This window comes from Acidovorax sp., assembly GCF_046294525.1.
GTDB lineage: Bacteria > Pseudomonadota > Gammaproteobacteria > Burkholderiales > Burkholderiaceae_C > Acidovorax.
The window spans coordinates 108,373-133,434 of record NZ_JBKBKQ010000004.1 but is presented as its reverse complement, the minus strand read 5'-3'; the positions used below and the strand labels follow the sequence as shown (position 1 = coordinate 133,434).

19 protein-coding genes and 2 pseudogenes are annotated in these 25,062 nt (G+C 65.7%); 10 read left to right on the top strand and 11 right to left on the bottom strand.

The window, feature by feature from the left end:
• Positions 1-81: 81 nt before the first annotated feature.
• From ACK4HJ_RS06585 to ACK4HJ_RS06575, 3 genes are read right to left on the bottom strand one after another with little or no spacing between them, the layout of a single operon-like run.
• On the bottom strand, positions 82-420 hold the full coding sequence (locus tag ACK4HJ_RS06585) for a hypothetical protein (RefSeq protein WP_409828979.1): 339 nt from the start codon (positions 418-420) through the stop codon (positions 82-84).
• A gap of 16 nt (positions 421-436) precedes the next feature.
• Positions 437-1,315 (bottom strand): hypothetical protein, encoded by an 879-nt coding sequence (locus ACK4HJ_RS06580; protein ID WP_409828977.1) that lies wholly within the window; start codon positions 1,313-1,315, stop codon positions 437-439.
• 21 nt (positions 1,316-1,336) lie between these two features.
• Positions 1,337-1,591, bottom strand: coding sequence for a hypothetical protein (locus ACK4HJ_RS06575; protein WP_409828974.1), 255 nt, complete (start codon positions 1,589-1,591; stop codon positions 1,337-1,339).
• Between the two features lie 99 nt (positions 1,592-1,690).
• On the opposite strand from ACK4HJ_RS06575, the gene ACK4HJ_RS06570 reads away from it, so the two are divergent.
• The 6 genes from ACK4HJ_RS06570 (at position 1,691) to ACK4HJ_RS06545 (ending at position 10,695) form a co-directional block, all read left to right on the top strand.
• The gene (locus ACK4HJ_RS06570; protein ID WP_409828971.1) at positions 1,691-1,930 is read left to right on the top strand and encodes a hypothetical protein; all 240 of its coding nucleotides are present in this window, start codon (positions 1,691-1,693) and stop codon (positions 1,928-1,930) included.
• A gap of 33 nt (positions 1,931-1,963) precedes the next feature.
• A complete protein-coding gene (locus ACK4HJ_RS06565) occupies positions 1,964-2,440 on the top strand; it encodes a molybdenum cofactor biosynthesis protein MoaE (protein ID WP_409828969.1) in 477 nt (158 codons plus the stop codon).
• 239 nt (positions 2,441-2,679) lie between these two features.
• Positions 2,680-5,967, top strand: a complete 3,288-nt coding sequence (locus ACK4HJ_RS06560; RefSeq protein ID WP_409828966.1) for an IPTL-CTERM sorting domain-containing protein — start codon at positions 2,680-2,682, stop codon at positions 5,965-5,967.
• Positions 5,968-6,130: 163 nt separating this feature from the next.
• Positions 6,131-8,737, top strand: coding sequence for an ATP-dependent chaperone ClpB (gene clpB, locus ACK4HJ_RS06555; protein WP_409828964.1), 2,607 nt, complete (start codon positions 6,131-6,133; stop codon positions 8,735-8,737).
• A gap of 63 nt (positions 8,738-8,800) precedes the next feature.
• Positions 8,801-9,172: a hypothetical protein gene (locus ACK4HJ_RS06550; protein ID WP_409828961.1), complete on the top strand. Its 372-nt coding sequence runs from the start codon at positions 8,801-8,803 to the stop codon at positions 9,170-9,172.
• 83 nt (positions 9,173-9,255) lie between these two features.
• Complete coding sequence (locus tag ACK4HJ_RS06545; RefSeq protein WP_409828958.1) at positions 9,256-10,695, top strand: coniferyl aldehyde dehydrogenase; 1,440 nt, start codon at positions 9,256-9,258, stop codon at positions 10,693-10,695.
• On the opposite strand, the gene ACK4HJ_RS06540 is transcribed toward ACK4HJ_RS06545, so the two are convergent.
• Positions 10,667-12,610, bottom strand: a complete 1,944-nt coding sequence (locus ACK4HJ_RS06540) for a hybrid sensor histidine kinase/response regulator (protein WP_409828956.1) — start codon at positions 12,608-12,610, stop codon at positions 10,667-10,669. The two genes, ACK4HJ_RS06545 and ACK4HJ_RS06540, sit on opposite strands and share 29 nt — an antisense overlap.
• The gene (locus tag ACK4HJ_RS06535) at positions 12,597-13,232 is read right to left on the bottom strand and encodes a response regulator (protein ID WP_409828955.1); all 636 of its coding nucleotides are present in this window, start codon (positions 13,230-13,232) and stop codon (positions 12,597-12,599) included. The genes ACK4HJ_RS06540 and ACK4HJ_RS06535 overlap by 14 nt, the downstream gene beginning before the upstream one ends.
• Positions 13,233-13,432: 200 nt before the next feature.
• Here ACK4HJ_RS06535 and ACK4HJ_RS06530 point away from each other — a divergent pair, with 200 nt between their 5' ends.
• The 3 genes from ACK4HJ_RS06530 (at position 13,433) to ACK4HJ_RS06520 (ending at position 16,035) form a co-directional block, all read left to right on the top strand.
• Positions 13,433-14,035: a hypothetical protein gene (locus ACK4HJ_RS06530; RefSeq protein ID WP_409828952.1), complete on the top strand. Its 603-nt coding sequence runs from the start codon at positions 13,433-13,435 to the stop codon at positions 14,033-14,035.
• A 127-nt stretch (positions 14,036-14,162) separates the two neighbouring features.
• The gene (locus ACK4HJ_RS06525; protein WP_409828950.1) at positions 14,163-14,687 is read left to right on the top strand and encodes an N-acetyltransferase family protein; all 525 of its coding nucleotides are present in this window, start codon (positions 14,163-14,165) and stop codon (positions 14,685-14,687) included.
• A gap of 181 nt (positions 14,688-14,868) precedes the next feature.
• On the top strand, positions 14,869-16,035 hold the full coding sequence (locus ACK4HJ_RS06520; RefSeq protein WP_409828948.1) for a methyltransferase: 1,167 nt from the start codon (positions 14,869-14,871) through the stop codon (positions 16,033-16,035).
• Between the two features lie 27 nt (positions 16,036-16,062).
• Here ACK4HJ_RS06520 and ACK4HJ_RS06515 read toward each other — a convergent pair whose 3' ends face one another.
• Positions 16,063-16,617: a hypothetical protein gene (locus ACK4HJ_RS06515; protein WP_409828945.1), complete on the bottom strand. Its 555-nt coding sequence runs from the start codon at positions 16,615-16,617 to the stop codon at positions 16,063-16,065.
• Positions 16,618-16,901: 284 nt separating this feature from the next.
• On the opposite strand from ACK4HJ_RS06515, the gene ACK4HJ_RS06510 reads away from it, so the two are divergent.
• Positions 16,902-17,867 (top strand): tRNA dihydrouridine synthase, encoded by a 966-nt coding sequence (locus ACK4HJ_RS06510; protein ID WP_409828943.1) that lies wholly within the window; start codon positions 16,902-16,904, stop codon positions 17,865-17,867.
• A 37-nt stretch (positions 17,868-17,904) separates the two neighbouring features.
• Here the strand turns inward: ACK4HJ_RS06510 and ACK4HJ_RS06505 are convergent, their stop codons facing one another.
• From ACK4HJ_RS06505 to ACK4HJ_RS06485, 5 genes and pseudogenes are all read right to left on the bottom strand, one after another.
• Positions 17,905-19,836: a phospholipase D-like domain-containing protein gene (locus tag ACK4HJ_RS06505; protein WP_409828941.1), complete on the bottom strand. Its 1,932-nt coding sequence runs from the start codon at positions 19,834-19,836 to the stop codon at positions 17,905-17,907.
• A 188-nt stretch (positions 19,837-20,024) separates the two neighbouring features.
• Positions 20,025-20,605, bottom strand: a pseudogene (locus tag ACK4HJ_RS06500) (ammonium transporter); the annotation flags it as partial.
• Positions 20,597-21,167: pseudogene (locus ACK4HJ_RS06495) on the bottom strand (bifunctional diaminohydroxyphosphoribosylaminopyrimidine deaminase/5-amino-6-(5-phosphoribosylamino)uracil reductase); the annotation flags it as partial. The pseudogenes ACK4HJ_RS06500 and ACK4HJ_RS06495, both read right to left, overlap by 9 nt.
• A 95-nt stretch (positions 21,168-21,262) precedes the next feature.
• Complete coding sequence (locus tag ACK4HJ_RS06490; protein ID WP_409828939.1) at positions 21,263-21,700, bottom strand: type IV pilin protein; 438 nt, start codon at positions 21,698-21,700, stop codon at positions 21,263-21,265.
• Positions 21,701-21,726: 26 nt separating this feature from the next.
• Positions 21,727-25,056, bottom strand: coding sequence for a pilus assembly protein (locus tag ACK4HJ_RS06485; protein WP_409828937.1), 3,330 nt, complete (start codon positions 25,054-25,056; stop codon positions 21,727-21,729).
• Positions 25,057-25,062: the final 6 nt, after the last annotated feature.

Here is a 25,062-nt window from a genome sequence, read left to right as displayed (position 1 = left end):
CGCACTGCAACGCCGCCGCCGGTGGGGCGGTCAGGGCGATGGGGGCGTGCGTGGGCATGCGGCGCAGTATAGCCAAGCGCCTCAGGCGCCCTCTGAGGACTGTGGCGTGGGAGGCACGAGTTCGGGGCAAGGCCAGTTGAGCAGCTCGGCCAGGCGGGTGGTGATCCAGGTGGCTTCGGGCACCAGCACGCCCGACTCGGCCGTGCACAGCCCGGCATGGATGCGCCGCAGTATCTCGGCTTCGGACGGGGCCTGCACGTGGTAGAGCGTCTGCGCCTGTTCCACCAAGTGGCCGGCCAGGTCTTCGCACAGCTCGTAGCGGGTTCGCACGGTGTCGGCGCTCTCTGTGAGCCGGCCGCGCGCGTCGGAATACACCGCCATGAAGGATGGCGGCACGTGGATCTGGTTGTCGTCGTACATGGGTTCTCGGATGGGGTCAGCGGCGGGCATGTGGCTGTGGGCTGCGGTTGGCCGCCTGGGCGGCTTCGGCAAACCAGCCCAGCACGTGCTGCAGCCAGTGGCGCAGGTCGGCTTCGAAGCGGGGCGTCAGCGCTACCAGGCCTCGGCGCCCGTCCTGCGTGAGCAGACCCTCGGCCGTGGCGTCGTTGACCAGGTTGCGCACGTGCGAGTGCGAAAAGCCCAGGCGCTCGGCCAGCTCCTGCGCGCGCAGCGGAAACAGCGGCGCCGGGCCGCCCACGCGGGCCGCGGTGGTGCGGCAGTGCTCGCGCAGCAGCAGCATGGCCACGCGCCCGCCGCCCTCGCGCTGGTCGAACCAGTCCCAACCGCCAAAGTGGCCGCGGTGCGCGGCCAGGCGGTCCAGGATGGTGTCGGCCCGGCACAGAAAGGATTCGAAGTAGTCGGCATCCGCCCCCAACCGCGCCGCGTGGCCGCGGGCCAGCACGCCCAGGGCCTCGGCGCACTGCAGGTGGTGGACCACCCAGGTGCGCAGCCCGTCCAGCAGCCGCGGGCCGGGCACCAGGTAGCGCACACGGCGGTCCGCCGCATCGGGCGCGGCGCTGACCATGCCGGCCAGCCGCAGCACGGCAAAGAACGTGGCCAGCGTGCGGCCGCCGCTGCCCGCCTGACGCTGCAGCAAGGCCAGGGTCGGGCGGGGTGCGCCTTCGCGTTGCCACTGGAAGTGCTGCACCACCAGCCGCCCTGCAGCGTGGGACTGCAGCGCGCGGCCGAAGATCTTGTTGATGAGCCGCTCGTTCCAGTGCAGCCGCAGGATGCCGTGGCAGTAGGCTTCCACGGCTTCGGTGTAGGCGTCGGGCGCCTGCGACTCCAGCGGGTGGAACGATTCCTCGAAATCCATGGACCGGTGCGCTGGGGTGGATCAGTCGGGCGTGAACAGGCGCTCGAACCGCGCCTGGTCCGCCGCCAGCTCGAACGTCACGACCTGCCCCATCTTCATGTCGGCCAGCCGGCAGGCTGCAAACAGCGTGGTCTTGCCAGCCAGCTCCATCACTTCGAGGTCAATGATGGCGTAGGGATATGGCACGAACACTTGGTGCGCAAAGACCTCCTTGGTCGTGTTGCGCGGCGAGGGGTAGAGCTTGTACAGCTCGGTCTGGATCGTCTGGGTGGCCATGGGCGGGTGCTGGGAAAAGGCTGCTGCGCGCTGCAGAGAGGGTACAGTGCTGCCGAATTGGATCGCATCGTACAGACAAAGCTTTTTGCCCTTCGTTCTATGGCACGCAACCCCAAAAACAAAAGTGAATGGCCGACCAAGGTGTTGGCCCTGGTACGGGGCGGCAACATCCCTGCGGCCGTGGCGCAGATCAAGGTGGCGCCCACGGTGGGCGACATCACGCGCCTACAGGCCCTGCTGGCCGATTTGCCTTCCACGCCCGCCATGGTGCAGCTGAACAAGGTGGTGGAAGAAGAACGCGCGTTGCTCGCCGCGCCGCGCCTGCACCGCGCCCCTTGACCGCTTTGCATTCCGCCTTCTTTCGTCACAGCCATGACCTTGCCCCGTGTTTCCATCCAGACCGAGGACTTTGACCTTAGCGCTGAAGTAGCCGCCCTGCGCCGCGAAAACAAGGGCGTGGGCGCCGTGTGCAGCTTTGTCGGCACCGTGCGCGACCGCAACGAGGGCGACGCGGTGTCGTCGATGGAGCTGGAGCACTACCCCGGCATGACCGAAAAATCCATCGAGGCCATGGTGGACGAGGCGTTCGCCCGCTTCGACATTTTCAGTGCGCGCGTGATCCATCGCGTGGGCCTGCTGCAGCCGCTCGACCAGATCGTGCTGGTGGCCGTGACAAGCGCGCACCGCGGGCAGAGCTTCCAGGCCTGCGAGTTTTTGATGGACTACCTCAAGACCCAGGCCCCGTTCTGGAAGAAAGAGCAGACCGCCCAGGGCGCCCGCTGGGTGGACGCCCGCGTGAGCGACGATGCGGCGCTGGCGCGCTGGGGCATCACGGCGCGTAACGCCTGAGAGAGCGTGAACAGGCTCTGAGCCCGTTCTCCTCTGTGTCGGCCGGAAGGCGCCGGGCGAGATCCATGCAATCTTTGGACTTGGCACCGCAGTGCGGGGCTCGGGATACTGCGCGCTTTGCCACCCCCATGGTCCTCATGCGCCCTCATTGCCCTCCTCCCTTGCTGCCTCTGCCCCCGCTTGTTGGCCGGTCCGGTCTTGATGGAGAGGAGGGTGGAAGGAGCATCGGAGGCCGGTGGATGCGCCTCGCGCGCCGGGGCTTGAAAGGGATGTTGGCTGCGGCCTGCCTGGGCATGGCGCTGGCTGCGGCGGCCCAGTCAGGCCACTGGCGCGACGCTGCGAACCCTGGCATCCCCCGCTACCAGCACGCGGCGGCACTGCTGGCGTCTGGCGATGTCTTGCTTACTGGCGGCTCGGGCAACGCGGGCGTCACCGCCACCGTCATGCGGTACCAGTCGCGCGACAACACCTGGACCGCCATGCCTGACCTGCTCGAGCCGCGGGAGCTGCACACGGTGACCCCGCTGGCAACCGGTCGGGTGCTGGTGGCGGGTGGCTATGCCGGGTGGCCGCTGGCGTCGGCGGAGGTGTACGACCCGGCCACAGGCGCCAGCGTGGCCACGCCGCCGCTGGCCGTGGAGCGCTTTCGGCACACGGCCACGCGCCTCTTGTCCGGCCGTGTGCTGGTGGCGGGCGGCAATCTGGCCGCGGGTTCGGCCGAAGTGTTCGTGCCCGGGTCTCCCGGCACCTGGAGTGCGACCGGGGCCATGCAGGTGCGGCGGCAGCAACATACCGCAACCCTCCTGCTGTCGGGTAAGGTGCTGGTGGTGGGCGGGTACTCGGGCGCCGGGGTGGAGTCGAGTGCCGAGTTGTATGACCCGGCCACCAATACGTGGTCTGCCACCGGGTCGATGGCCGAGGCGCGCACCGAGCACACCGCCACGCTGCTGCCCTCGGGACTGGTGCTGGTGGCGGGCGGGCGCAGCGGGAGCGCGCAGCTCGCTTCGGCCGAACTCTACGACCCGGCCACCGGCACCTGGTCCAGCGTGGGCCCGATGGCCCAGGCCCGCTCTTCCCACGAGGCCGGACTGTTGCCCAACGGCGAGGTGATCGTGTTCGGCGGCGAGGATGTGCCAAGTGCAGGCTTTACCGCCACCACCGAGCGGTTCGATCCGTCATCGGGCACCTGGCGCGCCGATGCGCCGCTGGGCACGGGGCGCATGTGGCATGTGGCCGTGAGGCTTGCCGATGGAGAAATTCTGGCGCTGGGCGGCGCGGGCGCCAGCGGGGCGGTGTCCCGGGCGGAGCGCTATCACAACACGGCGGGCACGGGGCTCTGGGATGACGCGCAGGACATGCCTTCCCCGCGCATGGAGCACCGCGCCTTCCTGCTGGACACCGGTAAGGTGCTGGTGTTTGGGGGGTATGGCAGTACCTACCTGAGCAGTGCGGACCTGTACGACCCGGCCGCCGACCAATGGGCCCCGGCGGCGCCGATGAACCACCACCGCTACCGGTTTGAGGCGGCCAAGCTGCTGTCGGGGCAGGTGCTGGCGACGGGGGGCTGGTCGCTGAGCACCTCGTACTCGCGGACGGCGGAGGTGTACGACCCCGCCGCCGACGCCTGGACCAACGTGCCCGACATGGCCCAACCCAGAAGCCGACACTCCGCCACGACCCTGTTAGACGGCCGGGTGCTGGTCGTCGGCGGCGAAGGCTCTGGCAGCACCGCCGGCAGCGCGGAGCTGTTCGATCCCGCTACGCAGACTTGGTCAGCGGCTGCCAACCCGCTGCGGCAGCGCAAGGGCCACGCTGCCGTGCTGCTCGCGTCTGGCAAGGTGCTGGTGGTGGGCAGCGACGGGATGAGCGGCGAATCGAACAGCGAGCTTTACGACCCTGCCACAGACAGCTGGACAGACGCTGGCGGCCTGGGCCAGGCCGTCGGCGGAGCAACGCTGACCCGGCTGCCGTCAGGCGAGGTGCTGGCCGTGGGCGGATATGGGAGCGGTGGGTTCAACGGCCACGCCCTGCCGTCGGTCTATTCCTACAACCCCTTGTCCGGCTGGAGGCGCCTGGCGGACATGTACACCCCGCGCGCCAAGCACACGGCCCAACTGCTCTCCGATGGCCGGGTCCTAATTGCTGGCGGGGACAAATCCCCCTACGCCGTCACGGTGAACGGCTTTGCCTACGCCAGTGCTCTGCTGTACGACCCCGCGCTTGGCACCTGGACCGAGGCGTCGTCGCTGCGGTCGGCGCGGGCCTCGCTGGTGTCGGTGCTGCTGCCGTCAGGGCGGGTGCTGGCCATGGGGCAAGGCACTGCGGCGGACCAGTATGTGCCGCAGTACACGGTCACCCCCACCGTCAGCAGCCAAGGCTACTTCCTGCCCTGGACCCCGCAGCTTGTGCGCCAGGGGGACAGCGCCAGCCTGCAGGTGCAGGCCAACGCCGGGTGGATCGCCACGTCCGCCACGGGCTGCGGCGGAACGCTGGCAGGCACCACCTACACCGCCGGCCCGGTCACGCAAGACTGCACCGTGAGCGCCGGCTTTGCCGTGGCACGCACCGTGACAGCCACCGCAGGCGCGGGTGGCAGCATCAGCCCCAGCGGTGCCCAGGCCGTTGCGGACGGCGCCACCGCCAGCTTCACCGTCACGCCGCTGGCGAACTACCAGATCGCGTCGGTGACTGGCTGCGGCGGCACGCTGGTGCAGAACCTCTACACCACCGCCGCGGTCACGCAGAACTGCACCGTTACGGCGTCGTTCACGCCCATCCTGCACACCGTCACGGCCTCGGCCCAGTCGGGCGGCAGCATCAGCCCGGCCGGTGCAGTGAGCGTGGCGCAGGGGCAGACGCGGGCTTTCAACCTCGCTCCCGACGCCGGCTATCGCATTGCTGCCGTCACCGGCTGTGGCGGCACGCTGGCCGGCAGCGCATTTACCACCGCCGCCGTGATGGGCGCATGCCAGGTGCAAGCCCGCTTTGAAACCGTTCCGGTGGACACCAGTACCGGCTCCGGTCCCGTGACCGTGGGCGTCGTCAATGGCAGCGCGGGCTGCCGGCTCGACCTGGCTGGCACCGGCCCGGTGGCGGCACCTGCGCCATACCCGGGCGCCGGCACGTTGCCCCACGGGGCCTTCCGCCTGCGCCTTGTCAACTGCCAGCCAGGCGAGACGGTGCGCGTGGCCGTGACCTTCCCGAGTCTCGCGGGCCTCACGATCAAGAAATACGGGCCCACGCCCGCGAGCCCTACCACCAGCCGCTACTACGACCCTGCCAACTTGCAGATCAGCGGCAACACGGCCACGTATGACGTGACGGACGGCGGGCTGGGCGACGACAGCTTCGGCGCGCTGGACGGCACCATCAACGATCCGGTGGTGGCCGTGCCGCTCGCTGCACCGGGCGGGGCCGTAGGCATTCCCACGCTGTCGGGGGCGGGGCTTGCCGGGATGTCGCTGCTGCTGGCGGGGATGGCAGCCTGGCAGCGCCGGCGCCGAAGAGATCGTGGCCAGATGTTTTGAGTGAAAATAGGCTCCAACGCTTATCCGTCAATCGCTGGAAGCTATCAAAATGATAGTAATTGACGCTCGTAGCACGCCGTGAAGCTGTGGATAAGTTGATCTGCATCAGCTTGAAAACTGCATGCCCCTCCTCACATGAGACGCAATCGGAGGACATTCACCCATGCGTCTCGACAAATTCACCACCAAGTTCCAGGAAGCCTTGAGCGATGCCCAGAGCCTCGCCCTGGCCCATGACAACGCTTACATAGAACCCGTGCACGTGCTGCTGGCCATGCTCAAGCAGGACGACGGCCCCAAGGCGCTGCTGCAGCGTGCGGGCGCCAACGTGCCCGGCCTCACCAGCGCGGCCGAAGCCGCCATCAAGCGCCTGCCGCAGGTGCAGGGGCATGACCAGGTGCAGGGCGGCCCCGAACTGGGCCGCGTGCTGCAGGCGACTGAGAAGGAGGCGCTCAAGCGCGGCGACCAGTTCATCGCCAGCGAGCTCTTCTTGCTGGCGCTCACCGACAGCAAGGGCGACGCCGCCCAGATCGCCAAAGACAACGGCCTGACCCGCAAGAGCCTGGAAGCCGCCATCACCGCCGTGCGCGGCGGCCAGAAGATGGACAGCGCCGAGGCCGAAGGCCAGCGCGGCGCGCTGCAGAAATACTGCCTGGACCTGACCGAGCGCGCCCGCGCGGGCAAGCTCGATCCTGTGATCGGCCGCGACGATGAAATCCGCCGCGCCATCCAGGTGCTGCAGCGCCGCAGCAAGAACAATCCTGTGCTGATCGGCGAGCCCGGCGTGGGCAAGACCGCCATCGTGGAGGGTCTCGCTCAGCGCATCATCGCGGGCGAGGTGCCCGAGTCGCTCAAGAACAAGCGCGTTCTGAGCTTGGACATGGCGGCCCTGCTGGCCGGCGCCAAGTACCGCGGCGAGTTTGAAGAGCGCCTGAAGGCTGTGCTCAACGAGCTGGCCAAGGACGAAGGCCAGACCATCGTCTTCATCGACGAACTGCACACCATGGTGGGCGCCGGCAAGGCCGAGGGCGCGATGGACGCCGGCAACATGCTCAAGCCCGCCCTCGCGCGCGGCGAACTGCACTGCGTGGGCGCGACCACGCTGGACGAATACCGCAAGTACATCGAGAAGGACGCGGCGCTGGAGCGGCGTTTCCAGAAGATCCTCGTGGGCGAGCCCAGCGTGGAGGCCACCATCGCCATCCTGCGCGGCCTGCAGGAACGCTACGAGCTGCACCACGGCGTGGACATTACTGACCCGGCCATCGTGGCTGCGGCCGAGCTCTCCAACCGCTACATCACCGACCGCTTCCTGCCCGACAAGGCCATCGACCTGATCGACGAGGCCGCGGCCAAGATCAAGATCGAGATCGACTCCAAGCCCGAGGCCATCGACAAGCTCGACCGCCGGCTGATCCAGCTGCAGATCGAGCGCGAGGCCGTGAAGAAGGAAAAGGACGAGGCCTCGCAAAAGCGGTTCACGCTGCTGGAAGAGGAAATCGCCCGTTTGCAGAAAGAGATTGCCGACCTGGAAGACATCTGGACCGCCGAGAAGGCGCAGGCCCAGGGCAGCCAGCAGGTGCGCGAGCAGGTCGAGAAGGTGAAGCTGCAGATCGAGGAACTCAAGCGCAAGGGCGACTTCAACAAGGTCGCCGAGCTGCAGTACGGCAAGCTGCCCGACCTGGAGCGCCAGCTGAAGGAAGCGCAGGCCAAGGAAGAGGGCAAGGACGGTGTGTCCACCCCCAACCGCCTGCTGCGCACGCAGGTGGGCGCTGAAGAAATCGCCGAGGTGGTGAGCCGCGCCACGGGCATCCCCGTGGCCAAGATGATGCAGGGCGAAAAGGACAAGTTGCTGCAGATGGAGACCAAGCTGCACGAGCGCGTGGTGGGCCAGGACGAAGCGATTGCCGCCGTGGCCAACGCCATCCGCCGCTCGCGTTCGGGTCTGTCGGACCCGAACCGGCCCACGGGCTCGTTCCTGTTCCTCGGCCCCACGGGCGTGGGCAAGACCGAGCTGTGCAAGGCGCTGGCGGGCTTTTTGTTCGACAGCGAAGACCACCTGGTGCGCATCGACATGAGCGAATTCATGGAGAAGCACTCCGTGGCCCGCCTGATCGGCGCGCCGCCCGGCTACGTGGGCTATGAAGAGGGCGGCTACCTGACGGAAGCCGTGCGCCGCAAGCCCTACAGCGTGCTGCTGCTCGACGAGGTGGAAAAGGCCCACCCGGATGTATTCAACGTGCTGCTGCAGGTGCTGGACGATGGCCGCCTGACGGACGGCCAGGGCCGCACCGTGGACTTCAAGAACACGGTGATCGTGATGACCAGCAACATCGGATCGCACCTCATCCAGGCCATGGTGGGCCAGGACTACGAGGACGTGAAGGACGCGGTGTGGGGCGAGCTCAAGAACCACTTCCGCCCCGAGTTCCTGAACCGCATTGACGAGACGGTGGTGTTCCACGGGCTGGATGCGCAGCACATTGCCGCCATCGCCAAGATCCAGCTGCTGGCGCTGCAAAACCGCCTGGCACGGATGGATTTGGAGCTGCAGGTGTCCGACGCCGCCTTGGCAGAATTGGCCAAGGTGGGGTTCGACCCGGTGTTTGGTGCGCGGCCGCTCAAGCGGGCGATCCAGCAGCGCATCGAGAACCCGTTGTCGAAGCTGCTGCTCGAAGGGCGCTTCCCGCCCAAGAGTGTGATTCCGGTTACCGTGAACCCGGTGCTGGAGCCAGGCGTGTTCCAGTTCGGCGTGTCCGAACCGAGCTGAGCCGCGTGAAGCCGCACGGGGCACAGGCCGCCTAGCCCCTGCGTTGTGAAGGAGAGGTGTCGTTTGAATGATTTTGTATCGGGCCTTGTGCGCCTTTTGCTGAAGGTCGTGGTCGTTGCCATGGGGCTGGTGCTGTTTGCAAGCCTCTTGGTCGCGGTGACACTGCTGGCGCTGGTGTGGTTGCTGCGCGCTGGCTGGGCACGCCTGACAGGTCGGCCCGTGACACCCTGGGTGATGCGCATGGACCCGCGAACTGGGTTCAGCACGGTGTTCCGCTCGACAGAGCGCTGGTCAGCGTATGGCGGGCGCGGCGCGGCTTCCGGCGCAGGCAATGCGGCCGAGGCAGGTACTGACGGCGCCGCATCGCGGCGGGGCGGTATCCTGCCGGGCTCTTCTGCCGAAGTCACTGACGTCGAAGCGCGCGAAGTGCGCTAAGGGTGCGTCAAGTGCCTCGTAGAACGCACCCACAGGGCGGTTACCCTGTGGGTGCGTTCGTTTTTTTGTGACACGCCTGAGCCATGACACCTGCCGATATCCACGCCCATTTCGATCTCCAACACCAGGCCAGCCGCGCGCAGGTGGATGTGCCTTTGCTGGTGCGCCGCGAGCGGCTCTTACGCATCCGCAAGATGCTGGACGAACATGGCCCCGTGCTGGCTGCGGCCGTACAGGCTGACTTTGGCATACGTTCCCCGCGCCTGACCGAGGTGGCGGATTTCTTTGTGCTGCGCACGCTGCTGTCACACACTTTGCGCCACCTGGCGCGTTGGATGAAGCCCCGCCGCGTGCACACGCCGCTGTATCTGAAACCTGCCCACGCCTTCATCCAGCGCCAGCCGCTGGGGGTGGTGGGCGTGATTGCGCCGTGGAACTACCCGGTGCAGCTGGCACTGGCGCCGGCCATCACAGCTCTGGCTGCGGGCAACCGCGTGATGCTCAAGCCCAGCGAACTCACGCCCCACACCTCGGCCCAGCTGGCGGCGCTGGTAGCGCAGTTTTTTACGCCGGACGAGTTCTGCGTGGTACAGGGCGATGCCAACCTGTCGGCACTCTTTGCGTCGCTGCCATTCGACCACCTGGTGTTCACCGGTTCCACAGCCGTGGGACGCAAGGTGGCGCAGGCGGCCGCGCAGCACCTCACGCCCACAACGCTGGAGCTGGGCGGCAAGTCACCGTGCATCATTGACGGCCACTGCGATATGCAGGACGCCGCGCTCAAGATCGCACACGGCAAGCTGCTGAACGCCGGGCAAACCTGCATTGCTCCGGACTACGTGCTGCTGCCCCGTGGCCGCGAGGCAGAGTTCACGCAGGCGTACCGTGCGGCGGTGCAGCGGTTGTTTCCCACGCTGGAGGGCAACGGCGACTACGCATCCATCATCACCCCACGCCACCATGCGCGCCTGCGCACCATGCTGCAGCAGGCCCAGACGCAGGGCGCCGAGGTGCACACCATTGACCCAGCGGCGGGCAAACCGCCTGTGCACACCTCGGGCACCTTGGGCGACGGCGCCAGCCGCCAGATGGCGCCCACGCTGGTGTTCGGCGCAACGTCGCAGATGCAGCTCATGCAGGAAGAAATCTTCGGCCCCATCCTGCCCGTGATCTCGTACGAGCGGCTGGACGATGCCATTGCCCATATCAACGCCGGCCCACGCCCTCTGGCGCTGTACTGGTTTGGCAACAGTGAGGCGGTGCGCGACGACGTGCTGCGCCGCACCGTGAGCGGCGGCGTGACTGTGAACGACACGCTGATGCACATTGCTCACGATAACCTGCCCTTTGGCGGGGTGGGCGACAGCGGCTGGGGCGCGTACCACGGTGAACAGGGCTTTCTGCGCTTTTGCCACCAGAAGTCGGTGCTGGTCCAGTCGCGCTGGTCGATGGGCTCGCTGTTCTACCCGCCGTACGGCGCGCGGTTCGACCAGGTCATGGCGATGCTGCGGCGCTGGTTGTAGCGGGTGGGTTTCCACCAGCGGCGTGGCCGGGGTGATCGTGGTCGCCGTGGTGATCGCCGTGGGGGGGCGTTGACGGCTCAAACATCGGCTGAGTCATCAGCTGCACCATCGCATCGCGCAGTTGGCCGGTAGATACGGGCTTGTGCAGCAGCAGCGCCGAGGTGGACTGCGCATCGCGCAGCCGCTGGGGCGATGTGTCGCCCGTCATGATGATGGCGGGCACGGGCGTGCCGAGGTAGGCGCGCAGGGCCTCCAGCACCTGTTTGCCGGTTTCCTCATGCCGCAGCCGGAAGTCCGTGATGATGAGGTCGGGCGTCAGGTCGTCCAGGCATTCCAGCGCCTCGGCGCTGGATTCCGCGGTGATGCAGTGGCAGCCCCAGCTTTGCAGCAGCGACTGCATGCCCAGACGCACGGCCTCGTCATCGTCGATGGCCAGCACTTTCAGACCCACCAGGCAGCGTGCGTCCAGCGCGGGGGGCGTTTCGTCTTCCAGCGCGCCTTGCCAGCGGTCTAGCCACAGCCGGAACACCGAGCCATGGCCGGGCTGGGAACGCAGCTCGACCGATGTCTTCATCTCGCGCGCCAGCCGCTTCACGATGGCCAGGCCCAGGCCCAGGCCCTTGCGGCGATCGCGTTCGGGGTTGCCGAGCTGGTGGAACTCGCGAAAGATGTCGTCCCACTGGTGTTCGGGTATGCCGGCTCCGGTGTCCCACACCTCCAGCGCCAGCCGCCTGCCCCGGGTGCGGCAGGCAATCAGAACGCCGCCGCGCGTTGTGTAGCGCAGGGCATTGGAGATGAAGTTGTGCATGACCAGCCCCACCAGCGACCGGTCTGCAAATGCGGCGGCCGAGGTCTCGCGCGTGCGGTACACCAGCCCGGCCGAATCGGCCTGCACGCCGAATTCCTGCTCCAGCGCCGTGAGCAAGGGTTGCACAGCAAAGGCCTCGGGGCGCACCTTCACCACGCCGGCTTCCAGCCGCGAGTAGTCCAGCAGCGTGGTGAGCATCTCGGCCGCAGCACCGGACGCGGCGTGGGCGTGCCGCAGCACGGTGTGCTGATGGTCGTTGAGGGGGCTGCGCTGCAGTGACTCCAGGAACAGGCCCATGGCGTGCAGGGGCTGGCGCAGGTCATGGCTGGCGGCTGCCAGAAAGCGCGATTTGTCGCGATCGGCGCGTTCCGCTGCCTCCTGCGCGGCCAGTGCGCGCTGCGACTGGGCGCGCAGCTCGGTCACCAAGCGTTCGTTTTCCAGCTTCAGGGCGATGCTGCGCCGCGTGGCGCGGTCTGCGGTGCGCGCCTGCAGGCTGGTCAGGGCGTAGTACACGCTGGTCAGAAACAGCGCGGGCCACATCACCGCACTGGCGGCGAGGGCCACGGCCGCCATCACCCCGCCGATGGCGCAGGTGAGGTAGGTGAGGTACGCGCGGTAGAGCGGGGCCCCCAGTCCCAGTGCGCCGGACGACACGGTGCTGATGATGCCGATGGCGTAGATCACGCTGTCCGACGTGCCCCAGTACAGCACCACGTACCCGAGGCTGCCCCAGCTGAGGCCCATGGCCGCCATGCATGCGATGAGTTTGCGCGCTGCCTGCGGGGCGGGGTCGGCAAACGGGTCAATGCTGCGCAGCGTGGCATACACCCCTGCTACGACCAGCGTGTGCGTGATCAGCCATATGGTCACGGCCTGCGCATCGGCCACGCGGGCCATCACCCACAGGGTGCCCAGGGCTGTGGCCAGCGAGGCCAGCAGCGTCATCGGAAAGTTCTGCCGCAGCAGCGCCACCTGTTCGCGCAGCACCTCGTCGCGCTCCCACAGGGGCCAGCCCCAGCGTGTGGGCGGGTGTGCGCCGGCTTCGTTCACCGGCGTAGCGGCAGGCGTGGACGACAGGGGCGGGGCGGCCGCCTCAGAGCGTGTCATGGACCTGCGGGGTGGACAGGCCCAGGCGCTGCGCGGCCAGCAGTGCCGCGCTGCGGCTGTTGACGCCCAGCTGGGCGAAGATGGCGGCCACGTGCACGCGCACCGTGTTTTCGCTCAGCCCCAGGTCGCGCGCAATGACCTTGTTGGGCCGGCCGGTGCACAGCAGCGACAGCACTTCCAGCTGCCGCGTGGTGAGCGCGGGTGCGTCGGCCGCGCGCGGCGCGGCGCTGGTGCTGTTGAGAATGGGAAAACACGGCTTGCCCTGCAGGGCGCTGGTGATGGCCTCGAAGATATCTGCAGCGCTGGCGGACTTGGGCAGAAAACCATCAGCCCCGCGACCCCGCGCCTCGTGGATAGCGTCGGGCGCCACGCTGGCCGACACCAGCACGATGCGTGCGGCCGGGCAGGCCTGGCGCAGCGGGCGCAGGCCATCCAGCCCGCTCATGCCCGGCAGCTGGATGTCCAGCAGCACCAGGTCGGTGTCGGCCGCCTTCAAGACGCAGGCCTCGGCAATGGAGCCTGCCTCGGCGATCACGCCCACGGACGGGTGGTCTTGAACAATCAGGCGCAGCCCGGTGCGGAACAGGGCGTGGTCATCCACAAGCAATAGGCGTGCACTCATACACCGGAGTATTGCGCACAACCCGGCGTGGCGGACTAGTCCATTTGTGCGATGGACGCGTGCTGGGCCACTTTTTAGACTTTCCGTCAAGCATTGAAATGCACCTTAGACGGACAAGAACCTGGAGGGCACACCAATGCGCACACCTGCGATGACATCCGTGTCGATGCCTGTTCCATCCAAGTTCTGAAGGGATTTCCATGACTGCCAATGCCACCGTCCAAGGCTCCGCCGCATCCGACTCTTCCGAGGGCGGCGTAATCCGCCGCAGCCCCCGCCGCGCCGCGCCCGCCGGCGGTGCTGCAGAGGCGGCCACGGGCCTGGGCGGCAACACCGTGGCGCACATCGTGGAGAGCAATTGCCCTGACCTGTTGGCCGCAGCCGGCGTGGTCATCGAACACCTGGACGCGCAGGCCGGCACCTGGCAGTTCTCCATCGATGAGGGCCAGACTTGGCGGGCCATTCGCACCGACCTCATCAACCGCGCCGGCCATCTGGGCCTGGCCCTGAACCGCGATGCCCGCCTGCGCGTGCTGCCCTTTGGCGGCCACCGCGTGACGGGCGCACGCGTGGCCTTCCACACCGTGCAGCGCAATCATGGGCCGGGCAATGGCAGCTACCGGGCCTATGCGCCGGACGAGCGTGACGACGGGTCGCGCACCGTGACGCTGGTGCTCAGCCTGGGGGCCGTGAACGGCACACCGCCCGAAGTGCACGTTCCCCGCCCGCGCAACAAGCGTGCACTGGCGCAGCGGGCTGCCATGGCGGCTGGCGGCGCGCCTGCGGGCATGTTGATGGCTTGATGATCTTTGCCGGGGTGGCGCCGGATTTTCCGGAGCCCGCCCAGGGGCGCGAAGGGAGTGAAAAACCGTTTGCGGCGACAATGCTGGGTTTTCGATTTTTCATTCCCAGTTTTCGTTCGGTTTTTCCATGTCCAGTATCCAGGTTCGTCCCGCTACGCTTCGCGATGCCAAAGCCATCGCCCAGATCCACACCGTCTCTGCCCAAGAGGCCTACAAAGGGTTGGTGCCAGACGAGCAATTGAAAGCCATGTCTTCGGTCGAAAAGCGCCAGGCCTATTGGCGCGAGGCCATCGAATATTGCGAGCCCCAGGTCCAGGTGGCCGTCGACGGCGAAAAGATCGTCGGTTTTGTGGGCTATGACCGTTCGCGCGACGAAAAGTCGCGCCCTACCACCGGTGAAATCTGGGCCATCTACGCCGCCCCCACCCACTGGAACCAGGGCGTGGGCCTGGCCCTGTGGGATGCCGCCCGCGACGGTCTGCAGGAAGAGGGTTGCACCAACGTGACGGCCTGGGTGCCGCTGCGCAACGAGCGCGCCCTGCGTTTCCACGAAATGGCAGGCTTCAAGCGCGAGCTGTCCACGGCCAAGACGGCGGTGATTGGCGGCGTGAAGATTGAAGAAGTGCGGTTGAAGCGTCCGATCAACGCATAACGCGATGAGGCTCCCCCTGAGTCGCCTGCGGCGCCTTTCCCCTCTCCCTCGGGATGGGGACACACCCAGCGTACGCAAGCGAAGCGCCGCCCACGCGGCTTGGCGGCCTTTGTGCGGTGGCGCTGGTCTGGGTCCTGCCAGTTTCCCAGGCTGTCGGTAGCGACCGCGCAGTCAAAATTCAATGTCCGTACAGATTCCGTTGATCCACTGGATTCACCGAGGCCAGCCCCAGCAAGCGCTGTGGCGCTCGGAGAGCGGCGCGCCAGCGCCACGCCGGGTGGAGGTGGCCGACGACACCTTGTCGGCCGATACGGCGTATCGCATGGCGTGCGAGGGCACGGGGCTGCTGTGGCAAGGGGATTTTCAGAACGCGCGGCACTTGCTGCAGGCGCTGATGCGCCGGGTGGATAAGAAGCCGCGCAAGTCCGCCACCAAGGCGTCGCAAAAGCTGGCCGCTGCCACCCCTGCAGAGGCCTTCCACCTGCACCGGCAAGCCCAGGCGCAGCGCGCCCGGGTGCTGGCGGCCGTGCTCATCCCGCTGGAGGGCGACTACAGCATTGCGCTGCGCCGGGCACCCGACTGGCGCGAGGCCTGCACCGAGGCCTGGGGCCCGGCCACGGGTGAGCGCAGGGTGGCCACGCTGCGCGAGCTGCTGGGCTTGGTGGGCGCACACGAATGGCGCAAAAAGGGCGTGGAAGTGCCCGCGCTGGGCGCGCCGCCGCACAACTGCATTCACCCGCACTATGGCGTGTTTTCGCCCGTGCGGGGCGAGTATGTGGACCTTGTTGCGCAGACGCCCTTGCCGGGCACCAGCCTGGCGTTTGACATTGGCGTGGGCACGGGCGTGCTGTCTGCCGTGCTCGCGCGGCGGGGTGTGCAGCGTGTCGTGGCCACGGACCAGGACCCGCGCGCGCTGGTATGTGCGCGCGAAAACCTGCAGCGCCTGGGCGTTCTGCCGCAGGTGGAACTGCTGCAGGCCGATCTTTTCCCGGCTGGCCGTGCGCCGCTGGTGGTGTGCAACCCGCCCTGGGTGCCCGCGCGCGCCAGTTCGCCCATCGAGCATGCGGTGTACGACGAAGGCAGCCGCATGCTGCGCGGCTTCTTGTCGGGCTTGAAGGACCACTTGGAACCAGGCGGTGAAGGCTGGCTCATCCTGTCGGATCTGGCCGAGCACCTGGGGCTGCGGCCCCGCGACCAGTTGCTGGGTTGGATTGCTGATGCGGGCCTGGTGGTGAGCGGCCGGCGCGACGTGAAGCCCCGGCACGCTAAGGCGGCCGATGCACAAGACCCGTTGCATGCTGCACGCGCGGCCGAAGTCACTTCTCTCTGGCGATTGCGGGTGGCCTGACGGTTGGATCGGATTGGCGGAGTCGCGTCAGTCCAGGTCGGCGGGTTGCGTGGAAGCGAAGCTGCCCTGGGCCGGCGTGCGAGGCAGCAACTGCTCCAGCCGCTCGCGCAGCGTCGCGGCGCGTTCGTTGCCTGCGGCCAGTGCCACTTCCTCCAGCATGGCTTCGCCCACGTCCAGCATGCTCTCGCGGTCTTTCGCGGCGCGCAGGGCCTCGCGAAATTGCTGCGCCAGCGCAGGGTCGCGGCGGGCAAACAGACGCTCGCAGGTGTCAAACAGATACATGCGCGCACCGGCCTGGGAGCGCAGCGATTCGCCGGGCTCGGGCCGCTGCACGGACGGTGCCTGCACCGTGCTGGCGGCAGCGGCGGGCGGGTCCGCCGCAGGCAAAGTCGACGGCCCAGACAGGTAGCCCTGCCGCATGAGGTTTTCCACAATCTGTGCGCCGACGCCGTTGTACATGGCCTGCAGGTCCGACAGCGGTTTGCCGTCGGCCAGCAGCAGCAGCGAGCGCTCGCGCAGGCTGAGGGATCGGACGCCGGGTGAGAGTTCCAGGCGGGCTTTGTCAGTTTTTTGGAGCAGCATGGGGGCCTCGTTCACGGGGAGCCAGCGGATTCGATGCGGGGCATTGCAGCAGCCCGCCGTGACGCCGTGATGACCCCGCTGACGCACAATGGCGCGTTGGCTGCAGCGGCGCCGGGCGCGAGGTCGCAGAGGACGCATGGGCAGCGCAGCCGTGAGGCTTGTGCTTTGTTTTTGATAGCTGCTAGCGCTTGCTGGATAAGCGCTAGAGCCTGTTTTTATACATATTTTTGTCTTGGCCATGCCGCCGCGGTTTGTATGTGGCGGCGGCGAGTGATTTGTCTGCGATGACCCTGCTGCTTGCGCCCATGGAGGGGCTTCTGGATTTTGTACTGCGCGATGTGCTGACCCGTGTGGGCGGGGTGGACCGCTGCGTTTCGGAGTTCATCCGCATCACTGGCACGCTGCTACCGGACAAGGTGTTCCTGCGCTACATCCCCGAGTTGAAGCATGGCAGCCGCACGTTGGCCGGGGTGCCGGTGCGTGCACAGCTGCTGGGGTCGGACCCCGTCTCCATGGCCGAGAACGCGGCCCGGCTGGCAGCCCTGGGGCCCGAAGGCATTGACCTGAACTTTGGCTGCCCTGCCAAGGTTGTCAATCGGCACGGTGGTGGCGCGGCGCTTCTGCAGGAGCCCGAGCGTATTGCGGCCGTGGTGGGGGCTGTGCGCCGTGCGGTGCCCGCGCACCTGCCTGTGTCGGCCAAGATGCGCCTGGGCTTCAACGACACGGCGCTGATGCGTGAATGCGCTCAGGCCATGCAGGCAGGCGGCGCGGCTGAGCTGGTGGTGCATGCGCGTACCAAGGCAGACGGCTACCGGCCGCCCGCTTACTGGGAGCAGATCCCCAACATCCGAGCGGCAGTGGCGATTCCGGTCGTGGCCAATGGCGAGATCTGGACTGTGGCGGACGCGCAGCGTTGCCGCGCTGTGTCAGGCTGCGACCACCTCATGTTGGGGCGCGGCATGGTGGCCGACCCGGGACTGGCCCGTGCCATCCGTGCGTCTGATGAGGGGCGACCCGGCACAGATGTAGTCGCCTGGGCCGACCTGGTGCCGCACCTGGCAATGTTCTGGCAACTGGTGTGCGACGACCTGGAGCCGCGCCAGCGCGCAGGTCGGCTCAAGCAGTGGCTGAATCTGCTGCGCAGGCGCTATGGCGAGGCCGAGGATGCCTACCAGCACGTGCGCACCATGACAGACCAGCGCGCCATCAGCCTGTGGGTGGATGACCTCCAGCAGCGCCACGGTGCATGAAACTGTCCGTGGATTGCACCGGGTTCGCCGCTTATTTTTAAAGAAGGTGGTCTGGAGCGAGGGGGCCGAGCAACTTCAGCATCAGGCGCAGTGGCGCACTGGCGTCGGGCTCGGACCGCGCATCCTGCAACCCGCTGCCCTGGGGCGCGCGCCACAGCAGCGATCCCTGCGGCTGCAGCTGCACATGCCAGGCGGCCTCGCGCAGCGCATCTTCAATCTGTGCGGTGGCGCGACGAGAGAGCTCGGTGCTGCGGATCAGCAGCGCAATCTCGGTGTTCTGCAGCTGGGAGCGCATGTCGAGGTTCATCGAACCCACCACCAGCAGCCGGCCGTCCAGGATCAGCAGCTTGGAGTGCAGCATGGCCCGCGAACTGCCTAGCGAGCCGCCGCTGCTGCCTGTGGCGGAACCGTGGGTGCTGGCGTTGCCAGAGCTGCCGGTAGAGCCCAAAGAGCCCCGCAAGACGCCCGTGAGCTCGCTGCGCATTTCATACAGCTCCACGCCCATGGCGAGCAGGTCAGGGCGGTGGCGTGCATAGCCGGCGTGGGCGATGGGGGCGTCGTTGGACGCCAGTGAGTTGGTGAGCACCCGCACGCGCACCCCGCGCGCACGCGCGTCGGCAAAGGCCTTTTTCATGTCGGGGCCTGGCACAAAGTAGGGCGAGATGATGAGCAGGTCGCGCCGCGCCTGGCCCATGAGCTGCAGCAGGCCGTCCACCACAGTGTCGGTCTGCGCGGCCTGTACCTCTGCGCTGAGGGGCGAACGCGCAGTGGTCGCGTCGAGCGAATCCACAGGAGTCGCAACCTGGAGAGCGTCGGGCCGTGTGCCGGGTGCGGGCCGCGTGGACTTGGCGGCCGTGCCAGCGCCCTGGGATGTGATGGCCAATGGCGTGGCCTTGGCGGGGGGCTGCTCGGGCAGCGCGCCGGTGGCGGTGCTGTCGGCCGGGATCTTCGCGGGTTTGTCCACCAGCACGGCGGCTGGAGCCCAGCTGAACCGCGCTTGCGCCAGGTCCATGGGCTGGTAGTCCCAGATGCGGGCGCGCTTCGCCTCATTGGCAGAGTGGCCCTGGCTGGTTGGCTGGGTGCCGTCGGGTGCGGGCAAGTGGGCGTCGCCGTCCACCCGCTCGCGCTGCGCGGCATCGGCGGCGCGCAGGCTTTCGCGCATGGCAAGCAGCTCTTCGCGGGTGATCAATGACTGCACCGGGTAGGCTCGTTCGTTGTTCCAGTAGCTGTCAAAGCTGCGCGACAGTTCAAGCACCACGGGCCCGGCGGCCAGCACGTCCAGGTCCACAAAGTTGCCTGCGTCAGCCGTGCCGAAATACGCATCGCCCAAGTTGCGTCCGCCTGTCACACCCATGGCGTTGTCGGCAATGAACAGCTTGTTGTGCATGCGCTGCTGCACCCGGGAGAAGTCGCCCAGTGCGCTGAAAATGCGCCCAATGGGCGAGCCACGCGCACCCGTGAGCGGATTGAACATGCGCATCTCGATGTTGGGCACAAACGCCAGGCGCATCACCTGCGCATCGCGCCCGGTGCTGTGAAAGTCGTCGAGCAGCACCCGCACCCGCACGCCGCGCTTGGCAGCAGCGACCACGCTGCGCAAAAGGCGCTCGGTGCTGGCGTCTGCGTGGATCGCGTAGTACTGCAAGTCCAGTGTTTTTTCTGCGGCATCCACCAGGGCCAGGCGGCTGCTGTACGCGTCCTGCGGGCCACTCAGCAGAAAGAAGCCCGAGGGATGTTTGCCGCCGTCTGCCTGCCTGCGCGCGGCCACCAACTGGCCGAGCGCGGTGCCTGAGGGGGAGGGCAGCGCCGCAGACACGGGCCGCTCCACGTCCTTGGGCAACCCCGTGCATCCGACCATGGCCGCCGCGCCGGCCACGCACAGTGCGAGCACAGCCATCCAGCCGTAGCGCGCGGTGCGCGCCAAAAAAGCGGGAGCGGTTGGGGTGGCGATAGCGGGCAGGGTTTGCATCGCGCGATTGTCGCCGTGCGTGTGCACGCCGTGTGTCGGACGCAGCGCCAACGCGGTGCCTGTCCGGCGGCAGTGCAGGGGGGCTGCATTGAACTACGCGTCGGCGTTTCGTGGGGGCCTTTCGTGGGCAAGAAGCGCCCGCGTGAACAGCTGCCCAGACCGCGGCCGTAAGGCCCCGCGGCGCTTTGCTACCAGTTGACCTCGCGCTCCGGCGTGGCGCTGATCTTGTGGATCGACAGGTCGGCTCCATCGAACTCTTTTTCCTGCGACAGGCGCAGGCCCACGGTGCTCTTGAGGATGCCGTACACGGCAACGCCCCCGGCCAACGCCCAGGCCACGCCCATCGCTGAGCCCAGCAACTTTGCCCACACACTCACACCGCCCAGCCCGCCCAGGGCCTTGCTGCCAAAAATGCCTGCCGCCACGCCGCCCCAGGTGCCGCACCAGCCGTGCAGCGGCCAGACCCCCAGCACGTCATCAATCTTCCAGCGGTTCTGCGTCTGGGTGAAGGTCAGCACAAAAATCGAGCCCGTCACCGCACCCACCACCAGCGCGCCTAGCGGGTGCATCAGGTCAGACCCCGCGCACACAGCCACCAGCCCAGCCAAAGGGCCGTTGTGCACAAAGCCGGAGTCGTTCTTGCCAGCAACAGGGCGGCCAACGTGCCGCCCACCATGGCCATCAGTGAATTCACGGCAACCAGGCTCGACAGCTTGCCCACCGTTTGGGCGCTTATCACATTGAAGCCGAAGCAGCCCACCGCCAGCACATGGACTTCGTTCACGCCGCGGGCGGCCAGATCATGCAGCATTGCGGTCGAGTCAACCTTGCCCGCTGCATTCGGCAAAGAAATTACGTTATACCGAGCGCCCGCAGCGCCGACTGCTTGGCTGGGTCTAGATCTGCGGTGTAGACCAGGCACGTGCGCTGCACTTGAAGCAGCCGGGCGTTCAGAGGCAGCTGCAGCGAACTGTCTATCAGAACGACGTAAGGTTGTCGTTGCGTCTCCACCTCGCGTACATCCATACGTGGGTCATCGTCGAGTACGGTGTCCATGCCAGTCAGCACCGCACATGCGCGGACGCGCCACGCGTGGCCGTCCGCACGCGCCTGCCGGGAGGTAGTCCATTGGCTCTGTCCGTTGAGTAACGCGGTCGCACCATCCAGTTTGGGGCTTGCATCGACGCCACCACCCGCGCAATGCCGGCGGACACCAGCGCATCACAGCCTGCGAGGGTGCCCCCTCGGGCTGCTGCACATGGCCTCATGGTGACATAAGCTGTAGCACCACGCACACCCTCACCAGACTTTGCGGCCTGCCGCAGGGCCATGACTTCAGCGTGGAGCCCCTCCTGTCGTCTCACGGATGAGGGTTAGGACGGTATGCATGGCGTCCGGATGGTATTCCAGATCTTGCCGCCCTGCGTTAGCGACCCCAGCACTCCGCGACAGTCGTGCCACTGGGCAAGGGCAGCGGTACATTCCCGCGCACACCGGTCTCGGTCAATGTGTAGTTGCCACATCGGTCATTGGCCTGAACGCCCGCACGGGTGGCCGTAAGGGTGTAGGTGCGGCCGTTGGCAGAGGCTAGCGCGATTGTGTATCCATTGGTAGGCACTGTCGTCAGAGAGGCCGGGAAGGCTGCCGTGAGCGGGTAGGTGCCAGTCGCCGTGGCTGCGCGCTCAAGCCACTGTGCAGCCGCCAGCAAGCCGGCACGAGCCTCTGCGCGATGGCCTCGGGCCACATATTCCCGATAGCTAGGTATGGCAATGGCGGCCAAGATACCTACGATGGCCACGACAATCATGACTTCGATCAGCGTGAACCCGTGTTGCCGGGCTTTTTGCAATATGGGTGATTTCATGGAGATCATCATATAAGGTCGCTCAGTTACTGCATCTGACGCCAGCTTGGACGCAGCGGTTGTTCAGGCAGTCGGGCAAACGTGTCCAGCGACCCATCTGCACCACGGACTTTGATCAGATCCTTGCCGATGACTGGGCTTTGTGCGCCCTTGGAGGTCTGCATCCGTGACACTTGCTGGTCCAGAGCATTGAACAGGCCATCGCCGTTGGAGTCCATCACCTGCACACTGGGCCGGCGACCATCCATGATGTTCAGGAATGTGCGGAACTGCCGCTCTTCCTGGGGCGAGGGGGTGCAGGTCTCTTCGATGGCATTACCCCCTGAGGCAGGAATTTGCGTTAGCACTTCCAGGTTATTGCTGGCATCGTAGAAGTTGATGGTCTTCAGCACGCGCTCACCTGTCTCAGGCAGGTGCACGTACCAGCCTTTCTTCGCGCCAGCACCGGTGTAAGGCACAGGGTTCTGGCTCATCTTCCAGAACTTCCGGCCGGAGCTAGAACCACTACCGTCAATTGCACTCCCCACCATCGTTTGCTGAACCAGATCCGTTGTGCCACTCACGACGGTTGGTGTTGCGGCAGCTGTGTCAACAACGACCTTGCCTGCAGTGATCTTGTACTTTGTGTTGTCCAAGATCGAGTACACGCTTTGTTTCGACTGATCCGTACGGTCACCCTCGGTGATGTTCCGCCCGGTTCCGAAGGCGACCATCATTCCCCCAGCACCGCGGTCATTGGCTTTAACGGTCGGAGCTGCTGTGATAGGTTGGCGAGTGCTGGAGCCCCCGCTTGTATAAATGGCTTGGTAAAGCGGCTGTCCGCTGAAAGCCACATTCCAACTCGCCGGCGTGGCTGACGAGATGTCAAATTTCCACAAGTTGCCCTTGAGATCGCCAGCATAGACCACATCGGGACTGCCGTCGCCATTGATATCCACAAGTCGTGGCGAAGACAACCCATTTTGTACAACGTTGTCGCCCGTCGTGGATGCAACGATCTTTTTCAAACTCTTGTCACCGTCAAGGTACTGAATCAGCAAAACCGGTCGTTCGTTGGTGCTGTTGTAGCCATTGCCCATCACTACCGCCCAGCGCCCGTTGTTGAGCTTCGCAATCTGTGACGTCTTAAACGGGTTGGTATCTTCCACCACGGGAGGTGCAAAGATATGTCCGATGTCTGCCTCATCTGAGGCTGGCAGGACAACCTCTGATTTATGCATGGTCTTGTCCATTACCACCAAGGACGCAGCATTGGCGGTGCTGAAATTGGATGCAATTGAGCTGTCGGTTGTACCGGGCTTGCTGACATCGAGAACGAAGTACCCTTTGCCGCCAGCACCCAAGGTTCCCACAAGCATCGTGCGCCAGTCGGGTGTGACTGTGTCGCCCACATCAACGTCTCCGGTGAAGGGCGAACCATCCACGTAGTACAGATGAGAGTAGCCAGGTTTGGATAATTCGGTCAGGTTGGGGTAGACGCCTTTAGGTACGTACGCCAGCTTCTCGTCACCAGACAGGGCGGAGAATCCGTGCAGCATGCCGTCATTACCACCCACGTAAATCATTGGGTTGCGGGCCTTATTTGCGCGAGCAAAGGTCTGATAACCCTTAAAACTGAAATTGCTCACCGGGCTCCCCGTGAACCAGACATTGGAGTTCACGATATCACCTTGGCGAGACAGGCGAACTCGAAATGGCTGGGCAACTGTGCTGCCTTCTTTGGTGCGGTCGCCCCGAAGGAAATTCACGCGGTCCTCGCCCCTACCGTCAGCGTCCAAGAGGGTTTTTTGGATCGCGCTTAGTTTAAGCACACCGGCATCCCACTCGAAAGGGGCGCCCAGGTTAGTGGTGTCGTTGGTAGTGATGATGACGCGCCCGGCGACATCTGTCAGCGCATCAAGCTTGTCGGCAGTGGTCACCCGATCTTTGGGCGCAGGCTGTCCAGCCTTGGTTCCCCATGCAGGGTTGGCGGATTCAATACCCGTACCTTTGGCCACAATGTCAGAGCGCACGTACCCCGTCCACCCGTCTGCTTGATACCCTGACTTAAACACACCAAAATCCGACCTGGTATTGGTGGTAGAGGTTCCTGCAAAGCTGGTCACGGGCGCTGTGTTGTCGGCTACGATGCCACCAACGATTTCAAGAAACGCATTTTTGAGGTCTTGCGACGTTTGAGCGGGGTAGAACTTCCCACGGCTGTTTATGGCCATGTGCCACAACTCCTCTTGGCGGCCCGACTCATTGGTCGTTATTGGGTCGCGCCAGGTACGGGTGCCAACAATGGCCCGGGAAAAGTCGCCTCCGTACATCCCCCCAGCAGTGTTAAACATGGGGTTTGTAGTGATGTTTGGCCAAGTTGCTGCGTTGTTATAGCCAATCGTGTAAGTCGTCAGGTGCTGCCACGTTGCCGGGTTGTTCTTGGGATTCCAATATTCTGAAATCGTGCGCGACGTTCCTCCGTCGGCAAACGTCTCGCTGCCTGACTTTTTGACCAATGGCGAAAGACCATTTGCGATACCGGGCTGTAAGTCCGTTGCCCAGTAATGAAATGCCATGTCCGAAAGCGTCGGAAAGGTAAAGTTGTAGGTGGTGCCGCTTACAGTTCTGCTGGTAGTGCCTCCGCCCCAGTCATCCCGGTAGATACGTGTTTCGTCAGACGCTACCGAATAGTTCGTACCATCGGGGAGCACGCGGTCGGTGCCATCGTCGTTCTTGATCGTCATGGCAGTCATGCTTGACAGATAAGGATTCGCCGGCGGCGAATAATTGTTCCATCCGCCGTCTGTCATCGCGATGTGGTAAGAGCGTCGGCAGGTCAAGGGATTCGCGTCCGCAGTACCAGGAGTTTCATTCCAAGGGCTGTTAACACCGGTAGTCTTCATGTATTCGCCGGCGCTCCACATCATCGTGTGGGTGGGGGTGTTTCCGCCTGCGCCCAAGGTGTCAATCCAGCGAAAAAACTGTCCGCGGTGGCTGTTCTCTGCTGTGGAGGTCGAGCCTTTCAGCTCGCGCATGGTGTTCCATGACACGCCACCTTTTGTGCACGAGCTGTCTGTGCCTGGAAGTGTGTTGCAACCCCACATGGCTTGATAAGCAAGCCGGAGCGAACCGTCGGGGAGATTTGATGGGTCAAAAGTATCTTTTAACGCATTTTTCAGTGCGGTCATCCCCGCGCTACCCATACTGCCGGAGTTGTCTACCGAAATGATCACATTGGGGGTGGGCTGTTTGCTGGCTGTACCCGCTGGGTACTGCACAAGGTTCAGGGGTGCGGCAGCAGCGAAATGGGGAAGTGCAATTGATGAGCTCAGCACGCTAAGCAAGGTGCGCTTGAAAACCAGGGATGACTTCATGTCGGA